Annotated in this window: 20 protein-coding genes, 1 tRNA gene and 1 other RNA gene; 4 read left to right on the top strand and 18 right to left on the bottom strand. The window is 61.3% G+C overall.

The window, feature by feature from the left end:
* Nucleotide 1: 1 nt before the first annotated feature.
* From ADN01_RS00480 to ADN01_RS00450, 7 genes are all read right to left on the bottom strand, one after another.
* Nucleotides 2-1,378: a phenylacetate--CoA ligase family protein gene (locus ADN01_RS00480; RefSeq protein WP_062418013.1), complete on the bottom strand. Its 1,377-nt coding sequence runs from the start codon at nt 1,376-1,378 to the stop codon at nt 2-4.
* A 105-nt stretch (nt 1,379-1,483) separates the two neighbouring features.
* Nucleotides 1,484-2,422 carry a GNAT family N-acetyltransferase gene (locus ADN01_RS00475; protein WP_062418012.1) on the bottom strand — a complete coding sequence of 313 codons (939 nt, stop codon included), beginning with the start codon at nt 2,420-2,422 and terminating at the stop codon, nt 1,484-1,486.
* Between the two features lie 65 nt (nt 2,423-2,487).
* Nucleotides 2,488-3,411, bottom strand: coding sequence for a hypothetical protein (locus tag ADN01_RS00470; protein WP_062418011.1), 924 nt, complete (start codon nt 3,409-3,411; stop codon nt 2,488-2,490).
* Nucleotides 3,412-3,647: 236 nt separating this feature from the next.
* Nucleotides 3,648-4,223 (bottom strand): Holliday junction branch migration protein RuvA, encoded by a 576-nt coding sequence (gene ruvA, locus ADN01_RS00465; protein WP_062418010.1) that lies wholly within the window; start codon nt 4,221-4,223, stop codon nt 3,648-3,650.
* The gene (locus tag ADN01_RS00460; RefSeq protein WP_062418009.1) at nt 4,220-5,035 is read right to left on the bottom strand and encodes a TrmH family RNA methyltransferase; all 816 of its coding nucleotides are present in this window, start codon (nt 5,033-5,035) and stop codon (nt 4,220-4,222) included. The genes ruvA and ADN01_RS00460 overlap by 4 nt, the downstream gene beginning before the upstream one ends.
* A 12-nt stretch (nt 5,036-5,047) precedes the next feature.
* Nucleotides 5,048-5,539, bottom strand: a complete 492-nt coding sequence (gene ruvC, locus ADN01_RS00455; RefSeq protein WP_062418008.1) for a crossover junction endodeoxyribonuclease RuvC — start codon at nt 5,537-5,539, stop codon at nt 5,048-5,050.
* Nucleotides 5,540-5,543: 4 nt separating this feature from the next.
* The gene (locus ADN01_RS00450) at nt 5,544-6,299 is read right to left on the bottom strand and encodes a YebC/PmpR family DNA-binding transcriptional regulator (protein WP_062418007.1); all 756 of its coding nucleotides are present in this window, start codon (nt 6,297-6,299) and stop codon (nt 5,544-5,546) included.
* Nucleotides 6,300-6,538: 239 nt separating this feature from the next.
* On the opposite strand from ADN01_RS00450, the gene ADN01_RS00445 reads away from it, so the two are divergent.
* Nucleotides 6,539-7,240 (top strand): hypothetical protein, encoded by a 702-nt coding sequence (locus tag ADN01_RS00445; RefSeq protein ID WP_062418006.1) that lies wholly within the window; start codon nt 6,539-6,541, stop codon nt 7,238-7,240.
* 120 nt (nt 7,241-7,360) lie between these two features.
* On the opposite strand, the gene ADN01_RS00440 is transcribed toward ADN01_RS00445, so the two are convergent.
* From ADN01_RS00440 to ADN01_RS00430, 3 genes are all read right to left on the bottom strand, one after another.
* Nucleotides 7,361-8,113: a sortase gene (locus ADN01_RS00440; RefSeq protein ID WP_160318342.1), complete on the bottom strand. Its 753-nt coding sequence runs from the start codon at nt 8,111-8,113 to the stop codon at nt 7,361-7,363.
* A gap of 83 nt (nt 8,114-8,196) precedes the next feature.
* Nucleotides 8,197-8,964: a response regulator transcription factor gene (locus ADN01_RS00435; RefSeq protein ID WP_062418004.1), complete on the bottom strand. Its 768-nt coding sequence runs from the start codon at nt 8,962-8,964 to the stop codon at nt 8,197-8,199.
* A gap of 413 nt (nt 8,965-9,377) precedes the next feature.
* Nucleotides 9,378-10,151: a fumarylacetoacetate hydrolase family protein gene (locus ADN01_RS00430; RefSeq protein WP_062418003.1), complete on the bottom strand. Its 774-nt coding sequence runs from the start codon at nt 10,149-10,151 to the stop codon at nt 9,378-9,380.
* A gap of 90 nt (nt 10,152-10,241) precedes the next feature.
* On the opposite strand from ADN01_RS00430, the gene ADN01_RS00425 reads away from it, so the two are divergent.
* Nucleotides 10,242-10,315 (top strand) — tRNA-Val (locus tag ADN01_RS00425).
* Nucleotides 10,316-10,457: 142 nt separating this feature from the next.
* Here ADN01_RS00425 and ADN01_RS00420 read toward each other — a convergent pair.
* The 5 genes from ADN01_RS00420 to ADN01_RS00400 all read right to left on the bottom strand — a co-directional run bounded on the left by ADN01_RS00420 (nt 10,458) and on the right by ADN01_RS00400 (nt 16,532).
* Nucleotides 10,458-10,877, bottom strand: a complete 420-nt coding sequence (locus ADN01_RS00420; RefSeq protein ID WP_062418002.1) for a DUF1801 domain-containing protein — start codon at nt 10,875-10,877, stop codon at nt 10,458-10,460.
* Between the two features lie 184 nt (nt 10,878-11,061).
* Nucleotides 11,062-12,210: a lipocalin-like domain-containing protein gene (locus ADN01_RS00415; RefSeq protein WP_062418001.1), complete on the bottom strand. Its 1,149-nt coding sequence runs from the start codon at nt 12,208-12,210 to the stop codon at nt 11,062-11,064.
* 9 nt (nt 12,211-12,219) lie between these two features.
* Nucleotides 12,220-14,790, bottom strand: coding sequence for an FtsX-like permease family protein (locus tag ADN01_RS00410; protein WP_075070828.1), 2,571 nt, complete (start codon nt 14,788-14,790; stop codon nt 12,220-12,222).
* The gene (locus tag ADN01_RS00405; protein ID WP_062417999.1) at nt 14,787-15,467 is read right to left on the bottom strand and encodes an ABC transporter ATP-binding protein; all 681 of its coding nucleotides are present in this window, start codon (nt 15,465-15,467) and stop codon (nt 14,787-14,789) included. The genes ADN01_RS00410 and ADN01_RS00405 overlap by 4 nt, the downstream gene beginning before the upstream one ends.
* 132 nt (nt 15,468-15,599) lie before the next feature.
* Nucleotides 15,600-16,532, bottom strand: a complete 933-nt coding sequence (locus ADN01_RS00400) for a magnesium transporter CorA family protein (RefSeq protein WP_062417998.1) — start codon at nt 16,530-16,532, stop codon at nt 15,600-15,602.
* 95 nt (nt 16,533-16,627) lie between these two features.
* On the opposite strand from ADN01_RS00400, the gene ssrA reads away from it, so the two are divergent.
* Nucleotides 16,628-17,023, top strand: a transfer-messenger RNA (tmRNA) gene (ssrA, locus tag ADN01_RS00395).
* A 38-nt stretch (nt 17,024-17,061) separates the two neighbouring features.
* Here the strand turns inward: ssrA and ADN01_RS00390 are convergent.
* Genes ADN01_RS00390 through ADN01_RS00380 form a run of 3 tightly spaced genes read right to left on the bottom strand, consistent with a single transcriptional unit; the run spans nt 17,062 to nt 19,921 of the window.
* Nucleotides 17,062-18,048, bottom strand: a complete 987-nt coding sequence (locus ADN01_RS00390; protein ID WP_062417997.1) for a pyruvate kinase — start codon at nt 18,046-18,048, stop codon at nt 17,062-17,064.
* Nucleotides 18,049-18,050: 2 nt separating this feature from the next.
* Nucleotides 18,051-18,713 carry an HAD family hydrolase gene (locus ADN01_RS00385; protein ID WP_062417996.1) on the bottom strand — a complete coding sequence of 221 codons (663 nt, stop codon included), beginning with the start codon at nt 18,711-18,713 and terminating at the stop codon, nt 18,051-18,053.
* A 14-nt stretch (nt 18,714-18,727) separates the two neighbouring features.
* Complete coding sequence (locus ADN01_RS00380) at nt 18,728-19,921, bottom strand: MFS transporter (protein WP_062417995.1); 1,194 nt, start codon at nt 19,919-19,921, stop codon at nt 18,728-18,730.
* Between the two features lie 126 nt (nt 19,922-20,047).
* On the opposite strand from ADN01_RS00380, the gene ADN01_RS00375 reads away from it, so the two are divergent.
* Nucleotides 20,048-20,800 (top strand): DeoR/GlpR family DNA-binding transcription regulator, encoded by a 753-nt coding sequence (locus ADN01_RS00375; protein WP_062417994.1) that lies wholly within the window; start codon nt 20,048-20,050, stop codon nt 20,798-20,800.
* The last annotated feature ends 106 nt before the right edge of the window (nt 20,801-20,906 follow it).

The following is a 20,906-nucleotide window of genomic DNA, read 5'->3' as shown; positions in this document are numbered from 1 at the left end:
TTCATTTCTTCCAAATATTGCGAAATTTACCGCTCTTGGGGTCGCGCATGGGCGCTTCCGCCGCCCGCGTGATGGTCACCTGGCTCAGTCCCTGGCTGGCAAAAAAGGCGCGGGTATTGGCGAACACCCGTTCCCAGGTGGGTTCGTCCTCCGCGGCGTTTTTGGCTTCCAGGCGAATTTCGATCTGTTCCGGCGCGGTCTGAATGGCCTGGAACCGCAGCACGCCGGGCGTTTCTTTGATCACCGACCAGAGCGCCAACGGCAGGATGGGGATGGTCTTTCCCTCCGGTGCAGCAAACCGCAGGATCTCATCGGTGCGTCCCTCTACGTTCACCACCGGCAGGGTGATCCCGCAAGCGCACGGCTCCTCCGCCAGGCTCACGCGGTCGCCCAATTCGTAGCGGATGATGGGCATGACGCGGTTCGCCAGGTTGGTGATCAGTGTACGGTCCGAAAGCTGCCCGGCGGGCACCGGCTGGTACGCGGCGTCCACCGGCTCAAAAAGCACCCAATCCGCGTTCAGGTGCATCCGCCCCTGGCGGCACTCGTACCCCATCACCCCGCCTTCCGAACAGCCGTAGTTGTTGCGCGGCGGCACGCCAAAAGCCTGCTGGATCAACGCGCGGTTTTCCACCGAAAGCGGTTCCGCGGAGCTGATCACGATGGCCGGGTGAATCCTCAGCCGCCCTTCCAATTGCTCCTGCGCCAGCAGACCCAGGGCGCTGGCGTATCCGGCGAACATGGCCGGCTGCAGGTCGTTCAGGCGCTGCACAATCTCAGCGATGGGCAGAGTCACGGGGATGAGCTGAATGCGTTGGGCGCGCGAACGGTTGCTGCGGCGCTGCCGTTCCAGCATGGTCACGCCGAAGAAGTGGCCGTTTCCGGCGAAAACGGAGGCACTCTTGCCGCCCGCTGCCATCATGCCCTTGATCACACCCCAGTTGTACCATTCGCCGCCAATGCGCAGCACGTTCACCGCAGTGATCACCGTGTCCCAATTCTTGTCTTCTAGAAAAATACCCGGCATCCCCGTGGTGCCGGAGGTCGTCCACACCATGTATTTCCCCTGGAAAGGTTTGCCCAGGTTATCTAAATCCGCGACATATTTTTGAACATCCGCCTTGCGCACGGCCGGATCCGTGATGACCTTATCAAAATGCTCCATCAGCTCCGGTTTGGTCACCGGCGGCAGCTGGCGGGGGTCGCTGAGGATATCGGGCAGGCCGCGGTATTTTTCCGCGTAGAAGGGAGAAAAAGCGCGCGCAAAGGCCACCAGTTCATTCAGCCGTTCCATCTGGCGTGCCGCCAGCATCTCCGGCGTGCCGCGGGTAACCCGGCGGGCGTCCTGGGCAATCGACAAAAAGTTGAATGAGGTCATAGGGTTCTCCGGTGTCAAAAGAATTTTGGTATAGTCATCATACCGGTCTGGCCGCCCCGTCCTCCCCCATTTTGGGAGAGTTCGGGACTGGTCAGGTGGACAGTTTCAGTTCTTCATTTCATAGCAATAGGCTCTCACTTCGTCCGCCGCGCCCAGCGAGCCGTACAGTCCCACAGCCGCTGGGCTGTAGCCGGTGATGTAGGCGTTCGCCAGGCCCAGGTCTTTCAGCCGGTGCAGACACTCCAAAATCACCGCCCGAGCCAGGCCGCGCTGACGGAAATCGCTGTGGGTGCACACCCGTTCGATATCTGCCTCCATGCCGGGCGCGTTGATCAAAGCCTCACAGCCCGATGCAAAGCGCCCATCCGCCGCCCGCACGCACAGGTCAGTCGGCGCATGGTAAATGGGGCTGTTCTGATTGCGGTTATAGAACCGCAGGCGTTCTTCCATCTCGGCTTCGCTGAGATCAGCCTTTTTTTGGAAAGCGTTGGCGCGCAGGCGAGCCTGAGCGCGGTAATCCGGGCAGGTGTGCAGGTCCACCATCTCAAATCCCGGCAGCAGCGGAATGCGCGGGGCCAATTCGCCCGTCAGGTCAAAACGCCGCGTGAAGAATTCATCCTCACGCTGAAACCCACACCGCTCCAACGCCCCGATTTCCCACTGCTGAAATTCCGTCACCTCGGTTGAAAAACCACAGCCGTATTGGGCGGGTGGTTCCCGCCCGGCTTCTAGAACCCATTCCAGCATCTCTGGATACAATAGGCGGTAACCCGGCAGGGTCAGGATCTGAAATTCGCTCGTTCCCCCCTCCAAAACGGCAAAACCCGCCAATTCGCCAAAAGCGTCAAACCACAGGTGCGCATTTTCGTTGCAAAACGAGGCGTAGGCGCGCTTTCGTTCATACAAGGCGTATTTCCAATCCACCAGCCTGCCCAGGCACCAGGTGCTGTGCGTCCGCCGGGGAAGCGGGCCGGCTGTAAAATAGCGCACCAGACGGTGGAAATCGCCGTTCTCTTCCGAATAATCGCGGTGGGTTGTTTTCATTCGTAGCCTTTCTGCCAGGGGTGCGCTTGCACCCCTGGCTGGGGGAGGTTCGCTCCGGCTGCGGACTATGGAGCAATCGAGATTGATTGGATGAGGCTGTCCAGCATGTCCAGGCTGGGCGAAAAACTGCCGCCCGGCTGCACGTTGAGCAGGTCGCTGATGGCGATGAAATAGGGATCCGCCCGCCCGTTGTCCGGGTAGGGTACGCCGCCGCTGGGGACGGGCGCGTTCAGATCGCCGCTTTCGGCCAGCACCGGGCTGGTGATGGGCAGGATGACCACGACATAGTCGTTTCCGTCATCCGTCACGCCGATGTAGTTGTAGAACAGGTCGGTGTTATTGGCCTGCACCGGGCCTTGGGCGTATTCGGTGATGTAGCGCACGCCTGTGCCGTTCTGGAAAGACAGCGGCAGGATCTGCGCAGCGAACAAGATCTTGGCGTTCATAAACGGCACACCAGGCATCTGATCCAGAGCCGGAACGTTGTTAGGATCATAGAGATAGTTCCGCAGGCGGTGGATGCTCTCAAAGGCAGCGGGCGCCAGTTCAGCGTATTCCAAAGCCGGAAAAACGTAGATCGCTGGCTGGTTTGTCTTGCCTTGCAGTGCGTAATAGCCGTCCAGGCTGACCTGCAAATGCCCGGGGGTTTTCTGCCATTGAGCCGCCTCGGGGCTGTCATTGCGGGGAATTTCACTGCCGCTGGCCCCATTCGCCACCGTTTGCGGCAGGGTGACCGTCAGCCGGTGAAACGTGATGGTCGAGCCGCTCAGCGGCTGCGGCGGAACGGTGGGTTCCGGCAAATTGGGAACTTCGCTCGTCGGCTGCGGCTGCGTGGGAACGGCCTGCGTCGGCGCGGCGGGCAAGGTTAAAGTGGGCGACACCCGGGTGGGTTCAGGCTCCGGCTGACTGGTGGGCGCAAACGAAACGGTCATGTTGCAGGCCAGGGCCGTCAGGGCAAGCAGGGTGAGGGGTAAAATGGTTTTCTTCATGGCTGAGTTCCTTTCACGACCCATGATACCCCCCTTACCCCCCATCATCCCCCCACGCCGGTGGAGGCTGGGCTTGGTCGCCTGGCTAAGATTTTGGCTGGCCAGTTGGTCAGGAGCAGTTCTAAATCCACATTCCCCATAGATGGCCAGCGCGCCTCCCCCCTGTAGGGACGAAAAAAACAGGCCAACCGTTTGTGTACGGGCTGACCTGTCGTTTGTCGGTGTAAAGTTCGGTCTCAGCGCGAGAAATATTGCAGCGCCAGCCGCAGGCGCGTCTCCATGTCCGGCGGCGCGTCCCGCGGGATGGCCTGGATGGCGGTCTGCGCTTCCACCACGCTGTAGCCCAGGGCGGTCAGCGCGTCCAACACATCCCCATCCGCATCCCCCAGCGCCATCACCTCCAGCCCGCTGCCAGCCCCCACCTTGCCCTGCAAATGCAGCAGGATCTTCTGAGCCGTCTTCTTGCCCACCCCCGACACGCGGCTGAAAATATCTGCCTGCTCCGCCAGAACCGCCCGCCGAATGGCTTCCACATTTAATGTAGACAGCACCGCCAGCGCCAGCTTTGGCCCCACGCCGTCGGCCCCCAACAGCAGGTTAAAAAAGCGCTCCTCTTCCTGGGTCTCAAAGCCGTACAGTGCCAAAAGGTCCTCGCGCACGATCAGGGTGGTGAACAAGAACACCCCGTCGCCCACATGCACCTGGGCGCGCACCGCCGCGGTCACAAACACGCGCAGCCCCACCCCACCCACGCCCACGATCAGACTGTCTTCCAGAACTGCCTGCACATCCCCGCTCACGCTCGCGATCATCGCTCGCCTCCCAACTGCCCGGCCTGTGGATCGCGCCGGTGATTGTAAATTTCATACAGCACCACCGCGGTCGCCACAGCCAGATTCAAAGAGTCGCACTGCCCCTGCATGGGAATCCGCACCAACGCATCGCATAGGGCCAGATGCTGCGGCTGCAAACCCTGGCGTTCGCTGCCCATCAGCAGCACCATCGCCTCAGGGTAGGTGTGGTAATGATAATCCTGCGGCCCGCGGTCAGAGGTGCCCACCACCGGCAGCCCCCCGGCTTGCTTCCAGGCGGCAAAAGCATCAAAGCTCATTTTCACCAGCTTTTGGGTGAACACCGCCCCCATGCTGGCCCGCACCGCCGTGGGGTCGTAGGGATCGGTGCTGTGATCCAGCAAAATCACCCCCTCGCCGCCCACCGCGTCCAGCGTGCGCAAAATGGTGCCCAAATTGCCCGGGTCAGCCACCGCGTCCAGCGCCGCCCACAGGCCTCCCTGCACCGCCTCGGCCCCCCACCAGCGCTGCCGCACCACCGCCGCCAGCCCCACCGGGCCTTCTTTTAAGGCCAGTCCGGCGAACACCTCCGCGCTGACCTCCAGCACGGGCACGCCCTGGCGCGCCTGCGCCGCTGCGAATTCACGCCCCACCGCGCTGGTCAGCAGTTCCGGCGCCACCACCAGAGTCTCAATGCCAGCCTGCTGCTGGCTGGCTTCCATCACATGCCGCAGGCCTTCTACATAAAATAAGCCGCTTTCCTGGCGGGCCTTGCGCTCGCGCAGTTTGCGGATTTCTTTGATCTTCGGGTTCGCGCTGCTGGTGATCTGCATTTGCCCCTGCCCTTATTCTGCCATGCGTGCAAAACGGCTGGAATGCAGGTGGCAAATCGCCACCGCCAGCGCGTCTGCGGCGTCATCTGGCTTGGGGATTTTTTCCAGCCCCAAAAGCGCCGTCACCATCTGCTGCACCTGGTTTTTATCCGCGCCGCCGTAGCCCACCACCGCCTGCTTCACCGCTACGGGCGTATATTCTGACACCGCCACCTGGTTTTCCACCAACGCCAGCAGCGCCACCCCCCGCGCCTGCCCCACCGCCAGCGCCGTGGTCACGTTGCGGTCAAAAAACAACTTCTCCACCCCTGCGGACTGCGGGCGGTGGAGAAGCAGTAATTGATTTAATTCGCGATACAAGATCTGCAAACGCTTTTCGGGTTCCATGCCGGCCGGAGTCTCGATGACCCCATAAGCCACGGCCTCCAGGTCTCCTTGGGCGTTTTCGGCCACAAAACCATAGCCGGTGCGGGCGGTGCCGGGATCAATCCCAACCACCAACATAGCCCTATTCCGACTCCAAAGCCGCCATGGCCTCCTCGGAAATGCGCAGCGAAGAGTACACGTTGGTCACATCGTCCAACTCTTCCAGCGCTTCCACCGTGCGCAGCACCTGAAGCGTTTTCTCAACATCCAGCTCCATCTCCTGAGTGGGGATCATGCGCAGCTCGGCTTCTTCGGGTTGGATTTTGGCTTTGTGCAGCACATCGCTGATAGTTTTGAAGCTTTCGACTGGCGCAAAAATTTCGATGGATTCGTCGTCGCTGGTCACGTCGTCCGCGCCGCCTTCCACCGCCAGTTCGAAGATCTTATCAAAATCCAAGCCAGCCGCCGGAAGGGAGAAATAAGCAATTCGCTTGAACTGCCACGCCACCGAGCCGCCTTCGCCCAAATTGCCGCCGGAGCGCGACAAAATGTGGCGCACATCCGCTACCGTCCGATTGCGGTTTTCCGTCAGGCATTGGATCATCAGCGCCACAGCATGAGGGGCATAGCCTTCGTAAAACACCTCTTCAAACGTGTTGCCTTCCTTGCTTTCGCCGGTACCCCGTTTAATCGCCCGCTCAATGTTTTCTTTCGGCATATTCTGCGAACGCGCCCGGTCCACAGCCAGCCGCAGCCGGAAGTTCGATTCGGCGTCTCCCCCGCCTTCACGCGCAGCCATGACAATTTCTCGAGTCAGACGGGTAAAAACGGCCCCGCGTTTTGCATCCGTAGCGCCTTTTTTGCGCTTAATGGTTGCCCATTTTGAATGTCCAGACATACTGTTTCTCCTAGCACGTTCACCGGGATAGGTTGCGAATTACCGGATGATTATACCATAAGCCCGCCTATCTTAAAACCCTCTGGCTCGCTCTTTTCTCTAATTTTCTCCTCACCCCGGCAGTGAATTTACATTTTTGCAAGCTTGCGCCCTTAACTATTGCATAGTAACCGTATATAAATTATCATATAACTAAATCCTAACCAAACCAATGATCAGTTTATAACCAAGTGATTTGAATGAACCTGAAAAAACTCTCCTTCCTCTGCTTGTGGCCCCTCCTGGTGAACCTGATGGTGACCCAGCCTGCCGCGCGCATCCCGGTCACAGGGACACCGCTGGCCGCTGCGCTGCATGAGGAAGTTGCTCCCCTGCCTACCCTGGATGAGTTCTCGGCTGCTTTGGAACCCGCCCAGGACGGGCAAATCACCGGTCTGTATGTGGAAAACAAACTGGCCTACCCCGTGGTGCAGCAGCCCGCCGGGGATGCTGGCTTCGTTTCCTCCCAACCCGACACCCTGACTGAATTTGCCCTGGCGCGCCAGTTTGGCGGGCGCGGCATCCTGGCTCACAATCACCTGGCTGGTGCTGTCTTTGAGCAGCTGACTGTCGGCGACGTTCTGGTGGTCATCCTCAGCGGCGGTCAGCAGCAGTATTACCAGATCAACGCCGTTCAGCGTTATCAGGCCCTCACCCCCACAAGCCCTCAATCCGACTTCCGCTCCCTCAACGGCGGCAGCCTGCTCACCAGCAGCCAGCTCTTCCACCAAACCTACGGCGCGGGCGGCGGCCTGGTGCTGCAAACCTGCATCGCCCAGGGCAGCGAACCTTCCTGGGGACGGTTATTCCTGCTGGCCTCCCCCCTTCCGGCTCCAGCCGATACCGTGGACATGGCCTGGGATCGTTTCAATCTTGCCGATTACATCGTGCTTACCCAGTAATTTCGGCAGTTGACTTATCGGTTTTTATCGGTCGTTATCGGTGTTTTTATCGGTTCCCGCGCCAGACGCTGCCCCCACCGGCAGCGTTTTGGTTTTCCCCCCACGGTCTCCAACAGCGGGTCAATTCAGCGGGCTGGCCACCAGAATCAGGCGGTGTGTGTTGGAATCCGCCGGCCAGCAGGTCACCAGGGTCAGGCGTTCATCCGTCGAGGTCATGATCCAGCGTGCATTTTCCAGGCGTTCTTCGGGGCTAGCCGCTTTCTCCGGCAGAATCATCTTGTTCACCACCACAAAAGTGAATTCCCCGCCCTTTTCCCCCACGACCACGATTTGCTCGCCCACGTTCACGTCCACCAGGTGCTCAAACACCTTGCCGCTCACGTTGTGGTGCCCGTTCAAGACCGTATTGCCCATTTCACCCAGGCGGGCCGAATCTGCGTGCCAGCCCGCCGCGAATTCATCCGGCGCGGTCCACTGCTCGTACTGCTGCGCTGCCATCCACACCTTGCGCGCCGAGGCGGGCTTCACCGGCGCATCCAGCCCCACCGAGGGAATGCGCAGGTGAACCGGCGCTTCGGGGATTCGTGCGCGCTGTGTGGCAGCCAGAGCGCGTGCCTCGGCCGCATCCTCCTGCGGTGCAGCCCCTGCCGCCGCGGGGGATGCCGTGGGCGTTACCAGGCCCGGGGCATTTTCCAGGCTGCTCACCGGCACTTCCATAGGCACAAAGCCGTCTCCCCCGCTCAGATCGGCCGCCGCGGAAGGTGCATCAACCGGCCAGATCAACCGAGCCAGCCCCGCCGCCCCCATCACCAGCAGCACCAACCCCACACCTAACATTCCATATGCGCTGTACCGGCTCACCCATGCTTTCATACGCTGCTCAACCATCCGTTAAAGAAAGGGTGCGCCCTGCGGCGGACGCACCTCAATTATTAAGAAACCGCCCTCCGAAACCCCTACGGTTCGCTTTGCAGCTTATACCCCAGTCGGTCCACATTCAAAATCAGCTCAAACCGCGGCTGCACCTTTTCAAATTTCCGCCGCAGCAAATACACCAGATACTTGGTGCGCTTGCGCGTATCCTGGCTGTCCTCCCCCCACACCGACTGCGAGATGGTCGAATAGCTCACAATCGCCGGGGAGTGCTTGGCCAGCACCGATAACACCGAAAATTCTTTGGGCGTCAGGCGGATGCTCTGCCGGTGAAAGAGCACCTCCTGGGTCAGCAAATCCACTTCCAGATCCACCTGCGGGAAGACCAGGCGGCTCACTTCCTGGGGTCGGCCGGCCCGCCGCAGCACTGCCTTCACCCGCGCCACCACCTCGGCGTTGTAAAACGGCTTGGCGAGGTAATCATCCACCCCTTCGGAGAAACCCTGGATCACATCTTCCTTACTGCCCAGGGCTGAAATCACGATCACCGGAATATTGCTCATCTTGCGCATGTGATTCAGCGCTTCCCACCCGTCCATCTCCGGCATCATGATATCCAGCAGCACCAGATCCGGCTGGTATTCCGCCAGCTTCTTCAGGGCTTCGTGCCCGTTGGGGGCGCTCAGCACGTTGAAGCCTGCGATACGCAGAATCTGCTTCAGCAGAAAAACGGTATCCGGCTCATCTTCCACCACCAGAATCCGCTGGCGGCTTTCGTCCACCGCGTCCAAATCAACCCCCTCGGCTTTGGAAGGGTCGCGAAATTGCAGATCTAAAAAGCTCTTATCCATCCATACCTCCTCGCATCATCATGCTGGAGTAAAAAGAAGGTCTAACCTGCATCAAACCAAAAGCAAATGCTCAGCCTGCGTTTATATGTTAGAACCCTTCCACTCAACCCCCTACCCTGAAGCTCCTTGCGCTATCAATAAAAAAACCGACCACACACAAAGGCCGGTTTCGCTATTCAGCTCCCTTTGCACCCGACGCATCCACCGCGCCAAGCGACCAATTCAGATGCAAAGTTCAACGCTTCCTGTCGTTTATCCTTATCAAAGTACTGTATTCAGTATAGAGAAATTCAACCGCCTTGTCAAGAGCCGTCCACTTGTTTTAAAGGCAAGAATTGTCTAATAACTATTCATGTTTCGAGCGGTTTAACACCAAATACTAACTATCTTGTAATCGCAGCCCTTTGATCTCGCTAAAAACGCGGCAGCGCGCTGCGCACCCCGTTAACCAGGATGCCGATGCCCTCAATTTCCACCTCCACCCGGTCACCGTCCGCCAGCGGCCCCACCCCCGCTGGTGTGCCAGTCAGCAGAATATCTCCGGGTTCCAGGGTCATCACCGATGAGGCAAAGGCAATCAATTGCGGCACCGAGAAAACCATCTCGCGTGAAGAGGCCATCTGCCGCATCTCGCCGTTCACCCGGCAGGTGATCAGCACATCGGCGATGTCCACCTCCGTCTCAATCCACGGTCCCAGCGGGCAAAAGGTGTCAAAACCTTTGGCGCGCGTCCACTGCCCATCTTTGCGCTGCAAATCGCGGGCGGTCACGTCATTGGCGATGGTGTACCCCAGAATATAGGCCGCGGAATCCTCCGCCGAAATCCAGCGCCCGCGCCGCCCAATCACCACCGCCAGCTCAGCCTCATGCTCCACCTGCTTGCTCTGCGGGGGCAGTTCAATCGTCCCGCCCGGGTCCAACAGGCTGGAGGGCGGCTTGAGGAAAATCAGGGGCAGTTCCGGAACCTCGGCCCCGTGTTCGCGGGCGTGTTCCACATAGTTGCGCCCCACCGCCAGAATTTTCCCCGGCTGCACCGGCGCCAGCAGCTTCACCGTTTCGATGGGGATATCGGCTTCCAGGCGGCGGTAATCGCCCAACGGCGACCCCTCGATGGGGCCGACATGATCCTCAAAGGCCCAGCCAAAACGCGGGGCTTCACCGCCGCGCTGATAACGGATAAAACGCATGATCGTCCTCCCCAACCTGAGATGTGGCTTGATCTTTCCCGGATTTAGTGTAGCATGTTTGCCGTTTTCCGGGGTATAATAAGCCCCGTTGGGCGGATAGCTCAGTTGGTTAGAGCACATCCCTTACAAGGATGGGGTCGCAGGTTCGAGTCCTGTTCCGCCCACACCCCCACTTCTAAAACCACTCCAAATTACCAGCCATGCAGCAGGGCGGCCAAAGGCTCCCCATGAGGAGGGATTATTCGCATGCGCTCTAAAGAGCTGTTGGATATGCTGGCGCTAACTTTATCTCTTGACGGTTATCCATTAATCCGATTTCTGTGGTGAATTCGCGCGGTAATCCCTGGCGATGATTTCAGTCAGGACATTAAGATTTACATCCTCTAATTTATTGATATATAGACAGGCAACAGATTTCTTAAATTTGCCGAGTAAAGCGTAGAGCTTCTCGGCACCTTCGAATTGGTCGCCGACATAGAAAGTCAGGGAAGCTATGCGCGGCGAAAAAGCGGCTGCCGGCATATCTCCCTCGCGCCCGGTCTCATACACATAGTGAAGCGATCCAAAACCGATAATGGAAGGTCCCCACATAACGGGAGGTAGCCCAGTGATCTCTTGATAGATCTTCAGCGCAGCCAACGCATCGGTACGACGGCGGGAGTTCTCAATATTGGCGATGAAATCGTCCACAGATGCCGAAGTCGGTTTGGTCTTGTTCTCAGCCATTTTAGTCTCCTTGTAAACACTTGCACTTAGCGAACATCGTGATGTTGCGTCGAACCCATAGGTTCATATTGCCCTTAGTGCTGTTCGGGATAAGACCGAGTCGCCTTACGCATCAGTATACAGAATTACCTCAAAATCCCCATACTCACGGCCCAAAAATGAGTCCAGAGGGCATCCCTCCGGTCTAAAACTGCCCCTGCATGCTGCTGGCGTAGCCGGTCAATTCCACATACCCCTGCCCGCTCAGCGGCTGACCGTATCGGCTGCCGCTCACCCGCACCGCCCCTTCCCAATACACAAAGGACAGGCGCAGCTCCTGATCCGCTATCTTCGGTTCAATGCGCAGCTCAACGCCCTCCTCCGGCAGCCGCACCACCCACCCCGATGGGTATTCCGCCCCGCTGTGCGGGCTGCGCCAGGTGTCCGTTGCCTCCAACGAAAAATCTTCCCGCCCCAAAACCCGCGTACTGCCGTCCGGGCGGATCAGCGTGCCGCTGTAGACTGTCTTCTGCGGGTCGTCGGCGTGCCGCAGGCTGAAGAGCATCAATTCGCTCCCGTCCGAAAGCTGAAGGGCGAACCAGTCCCAACCCACCTGCCCTTCACCCAGCGCGCTGGTGGAAAACTCGTGATCCATCCAGCTTTCCCCCATCACCGCAAAAGTCTCCCCGCCCACACCCACCGTGCCCGCGGTGCGCAGGCGCGTCTGGCTGATGTAATACGAGGCGTTGCCCTGGCCGTGCCCCTTGCGGGAAAAGCCCTCCTCCCCCTGCAAAACCGGCCCCTGGCTGTCCTCCAGCGTCAGTGCCAGGCTCACCTCACCCGCCCGCGCGTTCATGTTGTAGCGCCCCTCGCCCACCTGTTCCACGCGCCAATCCTCCAGCCACACGGCGAAACCCGGCTCACCTTGCGCCCCCGCTAACCCCGCCCCCCCGCGCGAAAAGCGCTCAAAAGCCGAAAAGCCGCCCGCGCCCACGTCGCTCAGCGCCAGATGGGCCATGTACACCTGCCCGTCCGCCCAGGCCGAGGCACGCTCCGGAATCTCTGTCAGGGCTGCCAGCCCGCGCCGGAAGAAGGTCAATTGGTAGCCAAATTCGCGCCCGTCCTCGGTTTTCAGATTGCCGGTGTAATACCACCACTCCGTCTGGAACTCCGGGTGCGGGCCGTGATCACGAGGAAAGGTGAAGGTGCGCCCCGGCTCCGCCTGCGCAAAGCCCGCCGGGTTGGCGGGCAGCCCCACCAGCCCGCCCTGCGCCGTCTGCACAGTCCGCGGCCGCAGCCCCAGCCACACCCCCAACACCGCCACAATCATCACCAGCAGCCACCATCGTCTCATCGTCTGACCTCATTCATAGCGGATCACCTCAGCCGCAGGCATGCGCCCCAGGCGGTACGCCGGAAGAATCCCCGCCAGCAGCGCGGCCAACAGCGCCCAGCCGAAAGCCGTTAAAAACGCCTCCGGGCGAATATCCAATTGCAGCGTCCAGCCAAAGGAACGTTGGTTGATCACATACACCAGCACCAGGGCCAGCGCATAGCCCGTGGGCATGGCCAGCAGACCGGCAGTCATGCCCATCAGCCCCGTTTCCAGCATCACCAGCTTCCACAGCTGGCCGCCGCTCAGCCCCAAGGCCCGCAAAATGCCTACCTCGCGCTGTTTTTCAAATTGCAGCAGCAGCAGGGTGTTGAGCACGCCGATAAAGGCCACCACCGTGGCCAAGAGCCGCAGCGCCAGGGTGATGGCAAAGGTGCGGTCAAACACCGCCAGCACATCCGCGCGCAGGGTCTGGTTGGAGCGCACCAACAGGCGCTGCTGGCCGCCCAGCGCGCTTTGCAGCTCGCGCGCCCATCCGTCGGCCTCCACCCCCGCCCCCAGGCGCAAATCCAGAGCCGTCACGCTCTCATCCGCCCAGTAACGTTGATACACCCCCCGCGACATGAGCAGGCTGCCCTCGCTGCTAGCGTAGTCATAAAACACCGCCGCCACCGGAAACGCCGCCCAGCCCTGGCGGGTGTTTAGGCGCAGCACCGCGCCCGCTTCCATCAGGCCCAGGCGGCGCGCCAGCGGCTCCGAAACGGCCACCGACCCGGCCTGCATGGCCGACCAAAGCTGCCCGCGCGGCACAAACAGCGCCTGATAGTAGCGCTCGTTTTCAATGCCGGGATTGTCCATCGCCGAAACGTGCACATTCCCCTGTTCCCCATCCAAAATCGTCGAGCGGGTCACATACATGCGTTCCACCCCCGGCCAGCTCCGCGCCGTCTCCACCACCTGCGGGTCCAGCGCCGTCATCGGCGTGGTGCCGGTGGTGCTGGGAACCGACACATACACATCCCCCATCAGGGTGCTGGCCAGCCAGACCTGCACCGTGTGGCGGAAGGAATCGATCATCAGGGTCATGCCAATCGTCACCGCCACCGCCACCATCAAAGCAGCCACCGCCACCGAAGTACGGCTGAGGGCGTTCACCAGGTTGCGCGGGGCCATCTGCCCCAAAAAGCCGGAAAGCCGCCCCAAAAGCGGGGCCGCGCCGCGCATCAGCCCCACCAGGCTGATGGCCGCCAGCAGGGCAAACCCCACCAGCACAGCCGTCAGCCCGCCGAAACCGGTCAGAATGCCGTTCCCCGGCAGTTGAAAGGCCGCCACCCCCAAAAGCATGGCCCCGATCCCGGCCAGCGCCGTCCACACCACCGCCCGGCGCGCCTTGGATTCCAATCCGGAGCGCGACAGCGCCAGCCGCGGGGCCACGCTGGCCGCCTCCCAGGCGGGCAAAAGCGCCGCCGCCGTGGTGGCCAAAACCCCCACCACCCCGCCTTTCACCAGGCTGGCCGCGGGAACCCCCACCTCGCGCACGGTGGTGGCAAAATACAGGTCGTTGATGGTCTGCGTCACCATCCCCACCGTCTGCCGCCCCATCCACACCCCCAGCAGCATGCCCAGCGCGGCCCCCAGCACGCCCACCGTCACCCCCTCCGAGAGCACCATCCAGAACACCTCGCGCCGCGTGGTGCCCAAACAGCGCAGCGTGCCGAACAGCTCACGGCGCTGCACCACCGAAAACGTCATCGTATTGTAGATCAGGAACAGACCCACCACCAACGCCAGCAGGCTCAAAGCCGAAAGGTTCAGCTGAAACGCCGCCGTCATCTGCTCCACTGCCTGACTGCGCTCAGCCACCGGCCCCAGGCGCGTCCCGGCAGGGAGCATGCCCGCCGCCTGCATCAGCACCGCTGTCTGCCCCTCCGTCACGATCAGATCAATGCTGTCCAGGCGTCCCAGGCGCCCAGTCACCTCCTGCGCCGTGGCGATATCCGCCAGCAGCACGCCGTCCAGCGCCCGGCGTGTCAGTGCATCCGGCGGGTCCAGCAGCCCCGCGATGACCATCTCGGTTTGCCGCCCAGCCACTTCCACACGGAAGCGGTCGCCCACCCCCAGGCCGTAGCGTTCCGCGGTTTCGCCCAGCAGCAGCACCGTGCGCGGCTGAAGGAAAAAGGTGCTCAAGGACTCCACAGGCAGCGCCCCGCCCGCGCTGACATAGCTGCGGAAGGGGGCTTCAGCGAAGGCATCCACCCCTAAAAGCTGCAAAGGCCGGTTCCCCAGCGTCTCTGAAAACACCGTCTCGGATACCACCGGCGCCAGAGGAATGCCCAGCCCGGCCCGCCGCAGCCGCACATAAATCTCCTCGTCCATCCCCTCCGGCCCACCGCGGATCTGGTGCGTGGCCCGCCCCACCACGGCCTCCGTGCTCAGTTCAAACGCACGGCTGGCACTGGCGTTGGCCAGGTCAATCGCCACCATCACCGCCACGCCCAAGGCGATCCCCAGCACCATCAAAAGGCTCTGCCAGCGGTGCCGCGCCAGATAGCGCCAGCCCACCAGCCACAAGCCCGCCGGCATCCACACCTTCGGCCTCATGCTGCCGCCTCTTCCAAATGTCCTTCGTGCATGCGCAGCCGCCGGTCGGCGTAGGCCGCCGCCTCCAGGCTGTGCGTCACCAGGAACAGGTTCTTGCCGTTTTCGCGCGTCAGGCGGTTGAGCAGTTCCATAATCTGCCCGCCGCTGTCTTCATCTAAATTGCCCGTGGGTTCATCCGCCAGCACCAGCAGCGGATCGTGCACCAGGGCGCGGGCGATGGCCACGCGCTGCTGCTCACCTCCCGAAAGCCGGTCGGGGTAGGTGGCCTGCCGCCCGCCCAGGCCCACCTCCGCCAAAAGCTGCTCAGCCCGCGCCTTGCCTGCTGCGTTCATGCGCCCGTTCAGCGCCAGCGGCAGGGTCAGGTTTTCCCAAACGGTCAGGGTTGGGATCAGGTTGAAAAACTGGAAAATAAAACCGATCTTCTCACGCCGGAAGAGGGTGCGCTCCTGATCGCTCAGCCGGGTCAGCTCCAGCCCCTCCACCCACACCTGCCCGCTGTCCGCCGTGTCAATGCCGCTGATCAGGTTCAGCAGGGTGGTCTTGCCGCTGCCGCTCTTACCCAAAATGGCCGTCAGGCTGCTGCGCTCCACGCTCAAATTCACTGCGTTGAGCACCACGCGGCGCTTCCCCCCTTCGGTATAGGCTTTGCTCAACCCTTCCAATCGTAAGAATGTCATCCGGCGCTCCCAATTCGCAGTACTTTTGTCCAATTGTACCCCCCTGGAAGCCCCGCGTAAAATCTTTGTATAATAACAACAGCCCGGCGAGCATTCACCAGGCTGCTGCATTCACAGAGCATATAAGACATCTTAGAACCAGTCGCGCTTGGCAAAAATGGCCACCACCACCAGAGAGGTCACCGCCATGGCCGCCAAAATGGCCAGATACATCCAGCGCCATTCCTCCCCCGGCAGACTCACGTTCATACCGTAAAAACTGGTGATGATGTTCGGAATGCTGAGCACAATCGTCACCGACGCCAGGAATTTCATCACCACGTTCAGATTATTGGAAATAATCGAAGCGAAAGCGTCCATCATCGAGCTCAAAATATTGCTGGAGATGTTGACCATTTCGATCGCCTGCTGGTTTTCGGTGATGACGTCCTCCAGCAAATCCTCATCTTCCGGGTACATGCGGAACATCTGCCCGCGCTGCAAGCGTTCCAACACCAGTTGGTTGCCGCGCAGCGCGGTGGTGAAGTACACCAGGCTCTTCTGATACTTGAGCAGATCCAGCACCTCTTTGTTGCGCATGGAAGCCTGCAGACGGTCTTCCAAAATATCGACAGTCTTATTGATCTCGCGCAGATCCAGCAAATACTTACTGGCCGTATGCAGCAGCAGCCGCAGCACAAACCGGTAGCGCTTGGCCGTCGAAAGGCCGCGGATGCGCCCGCTGGTAAACTCCTGCAAAATATCGTTTGGCCGCCGGCAAACAGTCAAGATAAACTGATCAGTCAAAATAATCCCCAAGGGAATCGTCCCAAAGGGCACATCCGCTTTTTCGCTTTCGTAGAAGGGGATGCGGATCAAGATCAAGGTGGTTCCATCGTCCTCACGCTCCGTACGGGAGCGTTCGTCCAGGTCCAACGGGTAGGTGATGAAATCTTGAGGAACCCCCAGGGCGGTCAGCCGCTCAATTTCATCTGTCGTGGGATCCACTGCGTGAATCCAACAGTTTTGAATCGCTTCACCAATCACTTCCAGGCGATTTTCCGCGCTTTTCAAGAAGGTGATCATCCCGACATCCTCCCAGTGTTGAAAAATGTGCCGCCTAAGCGCGCAAGTCTAATTGTACCCTCACCCCCGAAAATCAGGTATAATTCAAGTAGCTCGGGGATGACAGGCTTCGACGGGAGAGGCTGGCCCCGGATTGCGAGCCGAGAGGTGCCGACCTCGTAAAATCAGCACAAAACATTAAGTGCCAACCGCACTTCCTACGCTGCTATGCCCCTCGCCGCCTAGGCGATGAGCTAGCGCATGGCCCCTCGATGGGCCACGTCTGCCCGCTGCCGCGCTCTGACCGGCGCGGAGCAGGCGAAACAATGCCAGAGTGCCGCGCGGAATGCCGCAATCCGCGCATAAGCAGGGCTTTCGGGCCCGAGTGGCTGGCTACCGGCGGGGACTGTTACCCCACCTGCCGCATGCGAGATTAACGGAGTGACTACGCTCGTAGTATATTCGAGGGTCGATTCTTTCGGACGCGGGTTCGATTCCCGCCATCTCCACTGCCCAAAAACTGGCGATCCGCCAGTTTTTGGTTTAAGTCTCATTCGGCTTCCCGCCGGAACAAAGCTGCTGTGCGCACACTTTCCACCGGGTGCGCCCCCACGGCGGTCTCATCCGAAAGCACCAGCCCGCGGTAGCCCTGAGCCAGCGCCGCGTAGATGGTGGTGATTTCAGAGCGGGTCGGCTCGGCGTGCGCGGTCATGTGCTCCAACACCTGCCCAGCCAGCGCCGCCGGAACCGGCAAAATGCGCACCTCCTGGGCAAATTCCCAGGCGGCCTCGGCCATGCCGCGCAGCCCCAGTTCGGCCCCCAAATCGCCGCGGCACAGCCACAGCCCGTCCGCTGCACCCGCAATTTCGGTTGCCCCCTCCACCGCGGAGCGCCGCTCCAGCTTGGCAATTAATTGCGCCTGCGGTTCGAAAATCTGCCGGTAACGGCGCATTTCCGCTGCATCTTTCACATAAGAAACAGCATACCCCACCCAGGGCAGGTGCCGCGTGCGTTCCACCACCGCCCGGTCGCGGTCTCCCAGCTGTTCCACCCGCTGGCTGGCGCCGCCCAGGGTGATCCCCTTGCGCGGCACAATCTCGCCGCCCACCAGCACCCGCGCACGCACGCATTCCGCTTCCGCCGACAGCACTTCCAGCACGATACGGGCGTCGTTCAGCGCCACCCGCCCGTCGCACTGCGCCGCCGCGGCAAAGAAATCCGCGTGCGGAACCGGCAGGCAGCCGCCTTCTGCGCATTCATCCCCGCGCGACAGCATCACCTCCTGCCCCGGCTGCAAGGTGAAGGGGGTAAACGCCCCCAAACGCCACTTGCTGCCCTGCAGGTCCAGGATCACCCGCATGTGCGGCTGTTCGCGCGTGCAGAAGGCTTCCAGCCCTCCCAGCCAGCCGTCCAGTTGGGCCGCTTCCAGATGGGAAGTGTTCAGCCGGAAGCTGCTGGCCCCCGCGGCGGTCATCGCCCGCCAGGTTTCGGGCGCGGCGCTGGCCGGGCCCAGGGACGCGATAATCTCGTAATTCATGCCTAATCTCCCGCCACCGCTTCAGGACACAGGGTCTCCTCCGCCCAGGCGTAAAAATCCGCCAGCCGCGTGAAGATCACCCGCGCTTCGCCAGGCTCTTCAGCGCGCAAATTGGTAGTTTTGGCCCAGGCCGCCCCCACCGGAAGCATGCCCACCGCCGCTGCCGACTGCATGTCGTACACCGTGTCGCCGATATAAGCGCACTCCTCCGCGCGCAGCCCCAGCCGCGCCAGAGCCAGGTGCATGGAGGTGGGCTTATCCGCCTGCAGGCGGCTGCCGGCCTCAACCACCGGGAAAAAGTCCTGCAAGCCCAGCGCCTTCAGGGCAATTTCTGCCCCGCGCGCGCCCTTGCCAGTCACCACCCCCATCGGGACGCCCGCCTGCTGTAAGCGGGTCAATAGTTCCCGCATCCCCGGAAAGACCTCGCGCAGATCCTGGTGCAAATCCTCAAACACGCGAAAATACACCGTTTCCGCCTGGGGAAAATGCGGCACCATACGGTCCAAAATACCTTCTTCGCTCACCCCAAAATACCGCGTAATCTGCGGCGCGGGCAGCCATTCGCCGGTCAGTTCCTGCAAAGCCACCTGAAACGCGCGCAAACACAGCTCCAACGAATCCACCAACGTCCCGTCAATATCAAATAAAACACCGCGTACCTTCATATTCACCTCTCGTCTCATTTACTGCTGCCAGCCCCCAATTTTACACCTTCCAGAGAAGGCCGGGGGTAGTTTTGCCGTTGAATATAAACAAACAGGCCCAGGGCTGTGCAAAGCAGCAGCGGTACCAGCCAGAAAGCCGTGCGCAGGTCCAGCGCGTCGGCCAGTGCCCCCAAGAGCAGCGGCAGCCCCAAAATGGCCGTGCCGGAGGCCAGCGCGGCCCGCGCGCTGCCCTGATCTGCCGCCTCACCGGCCGCCGCCAGGGCCGAGGACAAGGCCAGTGGGTACAGGTTGGCCACGCCCAGCCCGGTCAGGAAGAAACCCGCCAGGGCAGGTGCCGTCCCCCCGCCGATGAACAGTCCAAAGCCCGCCGCCGCCGCGGCCAGCGATCCCAAAAACATCCAGCGTGGAGCCGCCCAGCGCAGCATGCGGCTGCCCAGCCAGCGCCCCAGCAGCATGGCGCCCAAATACAGCGTGCCGGTCAGGGCCGCGTCCGCGCGATTCAGCCCCACCACCTGTTCCATAAAGTTCGCCCCCCAATACACCATGCAGAACTCCACCGAAACCACCAGAAAAATCAGCACCCACGCCAGCCAAAATGCCCCCGGCAAACTGCGGCGCACAGCTGCGCCCTTGGCCGGAAGCGGCGCAGCCCCCTGGGTTTTGCCGCGCAGCCCCAGCCAGAGCCCCAGCAGCAGCACCGGTGCCGCCAGCACAGCCGCCCGCCAGCCCCAGGCGGTTCGCGCCAATAACCCCACAGCAAAAGGCGCCGCCATCCCCGCCAGGCTGCCGGCCACGTTCAGCTCGGTCAGCGCGATGGCCCGCTGTTCGCCGTAGCGCGCCGAAAGCAGCCCCGGGATGGTGGTGAGGGTCAGCGACCCCAAAAAACCCATCACCAGCGCCGCCCCAATCGTCACCCAGGGACTCCGCCCCAGCGCCAGGCCCAAAGCCGCCGTGCCCATGCCGGCCGCCCCCAGCCAGATGGTCGCCAGCGGGCCCAGGCGGCGCAGCACCCGCTCCGCCGCCAGCCCCGCCCCCAACATCCCCACCGCGAAGGCGCTGAAATGCAGGCTGGCCAGGGTGTAGCTGGCATGCAGTTCATCCCGTAAATAGGGCGTCACCGGCCCCAAAATGTCCATCAAATAGGCATAATAGCCCAACAGCAGATAGCATAACCAGGTGATTGAGTCCCGCACAAAACGTTGGCCCATAAAAAATCCTTGTCATTCGTGCAATTTCGTGTAAAATACGTATATATCATGAGTTTATGTTGATTATCGTGCATTGTCAAGGGATTTCATGCAATTAACCGCAGCCCTACCCAGCGAGGTGTCCTCATGCTAACCGCGGAACGCCGCACGTATATTCTCAACCAGCTCAAGCGCGACGGCCGCGTCCTGGCCAAATCGCTCAGCGAGGAGTTGAACACTTCCGAAGATACCATCCGCCGCGATCTGCGCGAGCTGGCCGCCGAAGGGCTGCTGCAGCGCGTGCACGGCGGCGCCCTGCCCCGCTCCCCCGCCGAAACCAGTTACGCCAACCGCCAGCGGTCCCTCTCGCCTGCCAAAGTGGCCATCGCCCATAAGGCCGCCGCCCTCATCCAACCCGGCATGGTCGTCTTCCTGGGCGGCGGCACCACCAACACCCAGCTGGCCGCGGCCCTGCCTCCCACCCTGCAGGCCACCATCATCACCCACAACCCCGCCGCCGCGGCTGCCCTGGCCGATCACCCCGGCGTCGAGGTCATCCTGGTCGGCGGACGCCTGGATAAATACTCCCTGGTGACGATCGGCGCCGACACGGTGGAAACCCTCCAGCGCATGCGCGCCGATCTGTGCATGTTGGGCGTGTGCAGCCTCCATCCCGAAAACGGCGTCACCAATAACAACCTGGAAGAATCCTATGTGCAGCGTGTGATGATCGCCAATGCCGCCGAGGTGGTGGCCCTGGCCTCCGCTGAAAAGTTGGGCACGGTCACGCATTTCCTAGTGGCCCCCATTCAAGACCTGGCCGCCATCCTCACCGACGCGGATGTGCCCGATGAGGTCGTTGCCCCCTATCAGGCCCTGGGGATCGAAGTCATCCGCTAAGGAAAAAGCCCGCCGTTTTCTGCGTGCAGTGTCAAAGCCCTCTGATATAATCAAATCAGGCAGGGCTCATGCTGGTTAAGCCAAACCAATTTCCCGGAGGGACGGC

The organism is Levilinea saccharolytica, assembly GCF_001306035.1.
In the GTDB taxonomy this organism is placed as follows: Bacteria; Chloroflexota; Anaerolineae; order Anaerolineales; family Anaerolineaceae; genus Levilinea; species Levilinea saccharolytica.
This window is presented reverse-complemented; position numbering and strand designations above follow the sequence as displayed.

What these genes read in the sequence shown, in the direction of transcription:
- ADN01_RS00405 (WP_062417999.1), bottom strand. Translation starts at nt 15,467, where the DNA reads ATGACATTCTTACGATTGGAAGGGTTGAGCAAAGCCTATACCGAAGGG.
- ruvA (WP_062418010.1), bottom strand. Translation starts at nt 4,223, where the DNA reads ATGATCGCGAGCGTGAGCGGGGATGTGCAGGCAGTTCTGGAAGACAGT.
- ADN01_RS00415 (WP_062418001.1), bottom strand. Translation starts at nt 12,210, where the DNA reads ATGAGACGATGGTGGCTGCTGGTGATGATTGTGGCGGTGTTGGGGGTG.
- ADN01_RS00390 (WP_062417997.1), bottom strand. Translation starts at nt 18,048, where the DNA reads ATGAATTACGAGATTATCGCGTCCCTGGGCCCGGCCAGCGCCGCGCCC.
- ADN01_RS00375 (WP_062417994.1), top strand. Translation starts at nt 20,048, where the DNA reads ATGCTAACCGCGGAACGCCGCACGTATATTCTCAACCAGCTCAAGCGC.
- ADN01_RS00470 (WP_062418011.1), bottom strand. Translation starts at nt 3,411, where the DNA reads ATGAAGAAAACCATTTTACCCCTCACCCTGCTTGCCCTGACGGCCCTG.
- ADN01_RS00475 (WP_062418012.1), bottom strand. Translation starts at nt 2,422, where the DNA reads ATGAAAACAACCCACCGCGATTATTCGGAAGAGAACGGCGATTTCCAC.
- ADN01_RS00400 (WP_062417998.1), bottom strand. Translation starts at nt 16,532, where the DNA reads ATGATCACCTTCTTGAAAAGCGCGGAAAATCGCCTGGAAGTGATTGGT.
- ADN01_RS00435 (WP_062418004.1), bottom strand. Translation starts at nt 8,964, where the DNA reads ATGGATAAGAGCTTTTTAGATCTGCAATTTCGCGACCCTTCCAAAGCC.
- ADN01_RS00410 (WP_075070828.1), bottom strand. Translation starts at nt 14,790, where the DNA reads ATGAGGCCGAAGGTGTGGATGCCGGCGGGCTTGTGGCTGGTGGGCTGG.
- ADN01_RS00450 (WP_062418007.1), bottom strand. Translation starts at nt 6,299, where the DNA reads ATGTCTGGACATTCAAAATGGGCAACCATTAAGCGCAAAAAAGGCGCT.
- ADN01_RS00420 (WP_062418002.1), bottom strand. Translation starts at nt 10,877, where the DNA reads ATGGCTGAGAACAAGACCAAACCGACTTCGGCATCTGTGGACGATTTC.
- ADN01_RS00445 (WP_062418006.1), top strand. Translation starts at nt 6,539, where the DNA reads ATGAACCTGAAAAAACTCTCCTTCCTCTGCTTGTGGCCCCTCCTGGTG.
- ADN01_RS00480 (WP_062418013.1), bottom strand. Translation starts at nt 1,378, where the DNA reads ATGACCTCATTCAACTTTTTGTCGATTGCCCAGGACGCCCGCCGGGTT.
- ADN01_RS00385 (WP_062417996.1), bottom strand. Translation starts at nt 18,713, where the DNA reads ATGAAGGTACGCGGTGTTTTATTTGATATTGACGGGACGTTGGTGGAT.
- ADN01_RS00460 (WP_062418009.1), bottom strand. Translation starts at nt 5,035, where the DNA reads ATGCAGATCACCAGCAGCGCGAACCCGAAGATCAAAGAAATCCGCAAA.
- ADN01_RS00430 (WP_062418003.1), bottom strand. Translation starts at nt 10,151, where the DNA reads ATGCGTTTTATCCGTTATCAGCGCGGCGGTGAAGCCCCGCGTTTTGGC.
- ADN01_RS00380 (WP_062417995.1), bottom strand. Translation starts at nt 19,921, where the DNA reads ATGGGCCAACGTTTTGTGCGGGACTCAATCACCTGGTTATGCTATCTG.
- ADN01_RS00440 (WP_160318342.1), bottom strand. Translation starts at nt 8,113, where the DNA reads ATGAAAGCATGGGTGAGCCGGTACAGCGCATATGGAATGTTAGGTGTG.
- ruvC (WP_062418008.1), bottom strand. Translation starts at nt 5,539, where the DNA reads ATGTTGGTGGTTGGGATTGATCCCGGCACCGCCCGCACCGGCTATGGT.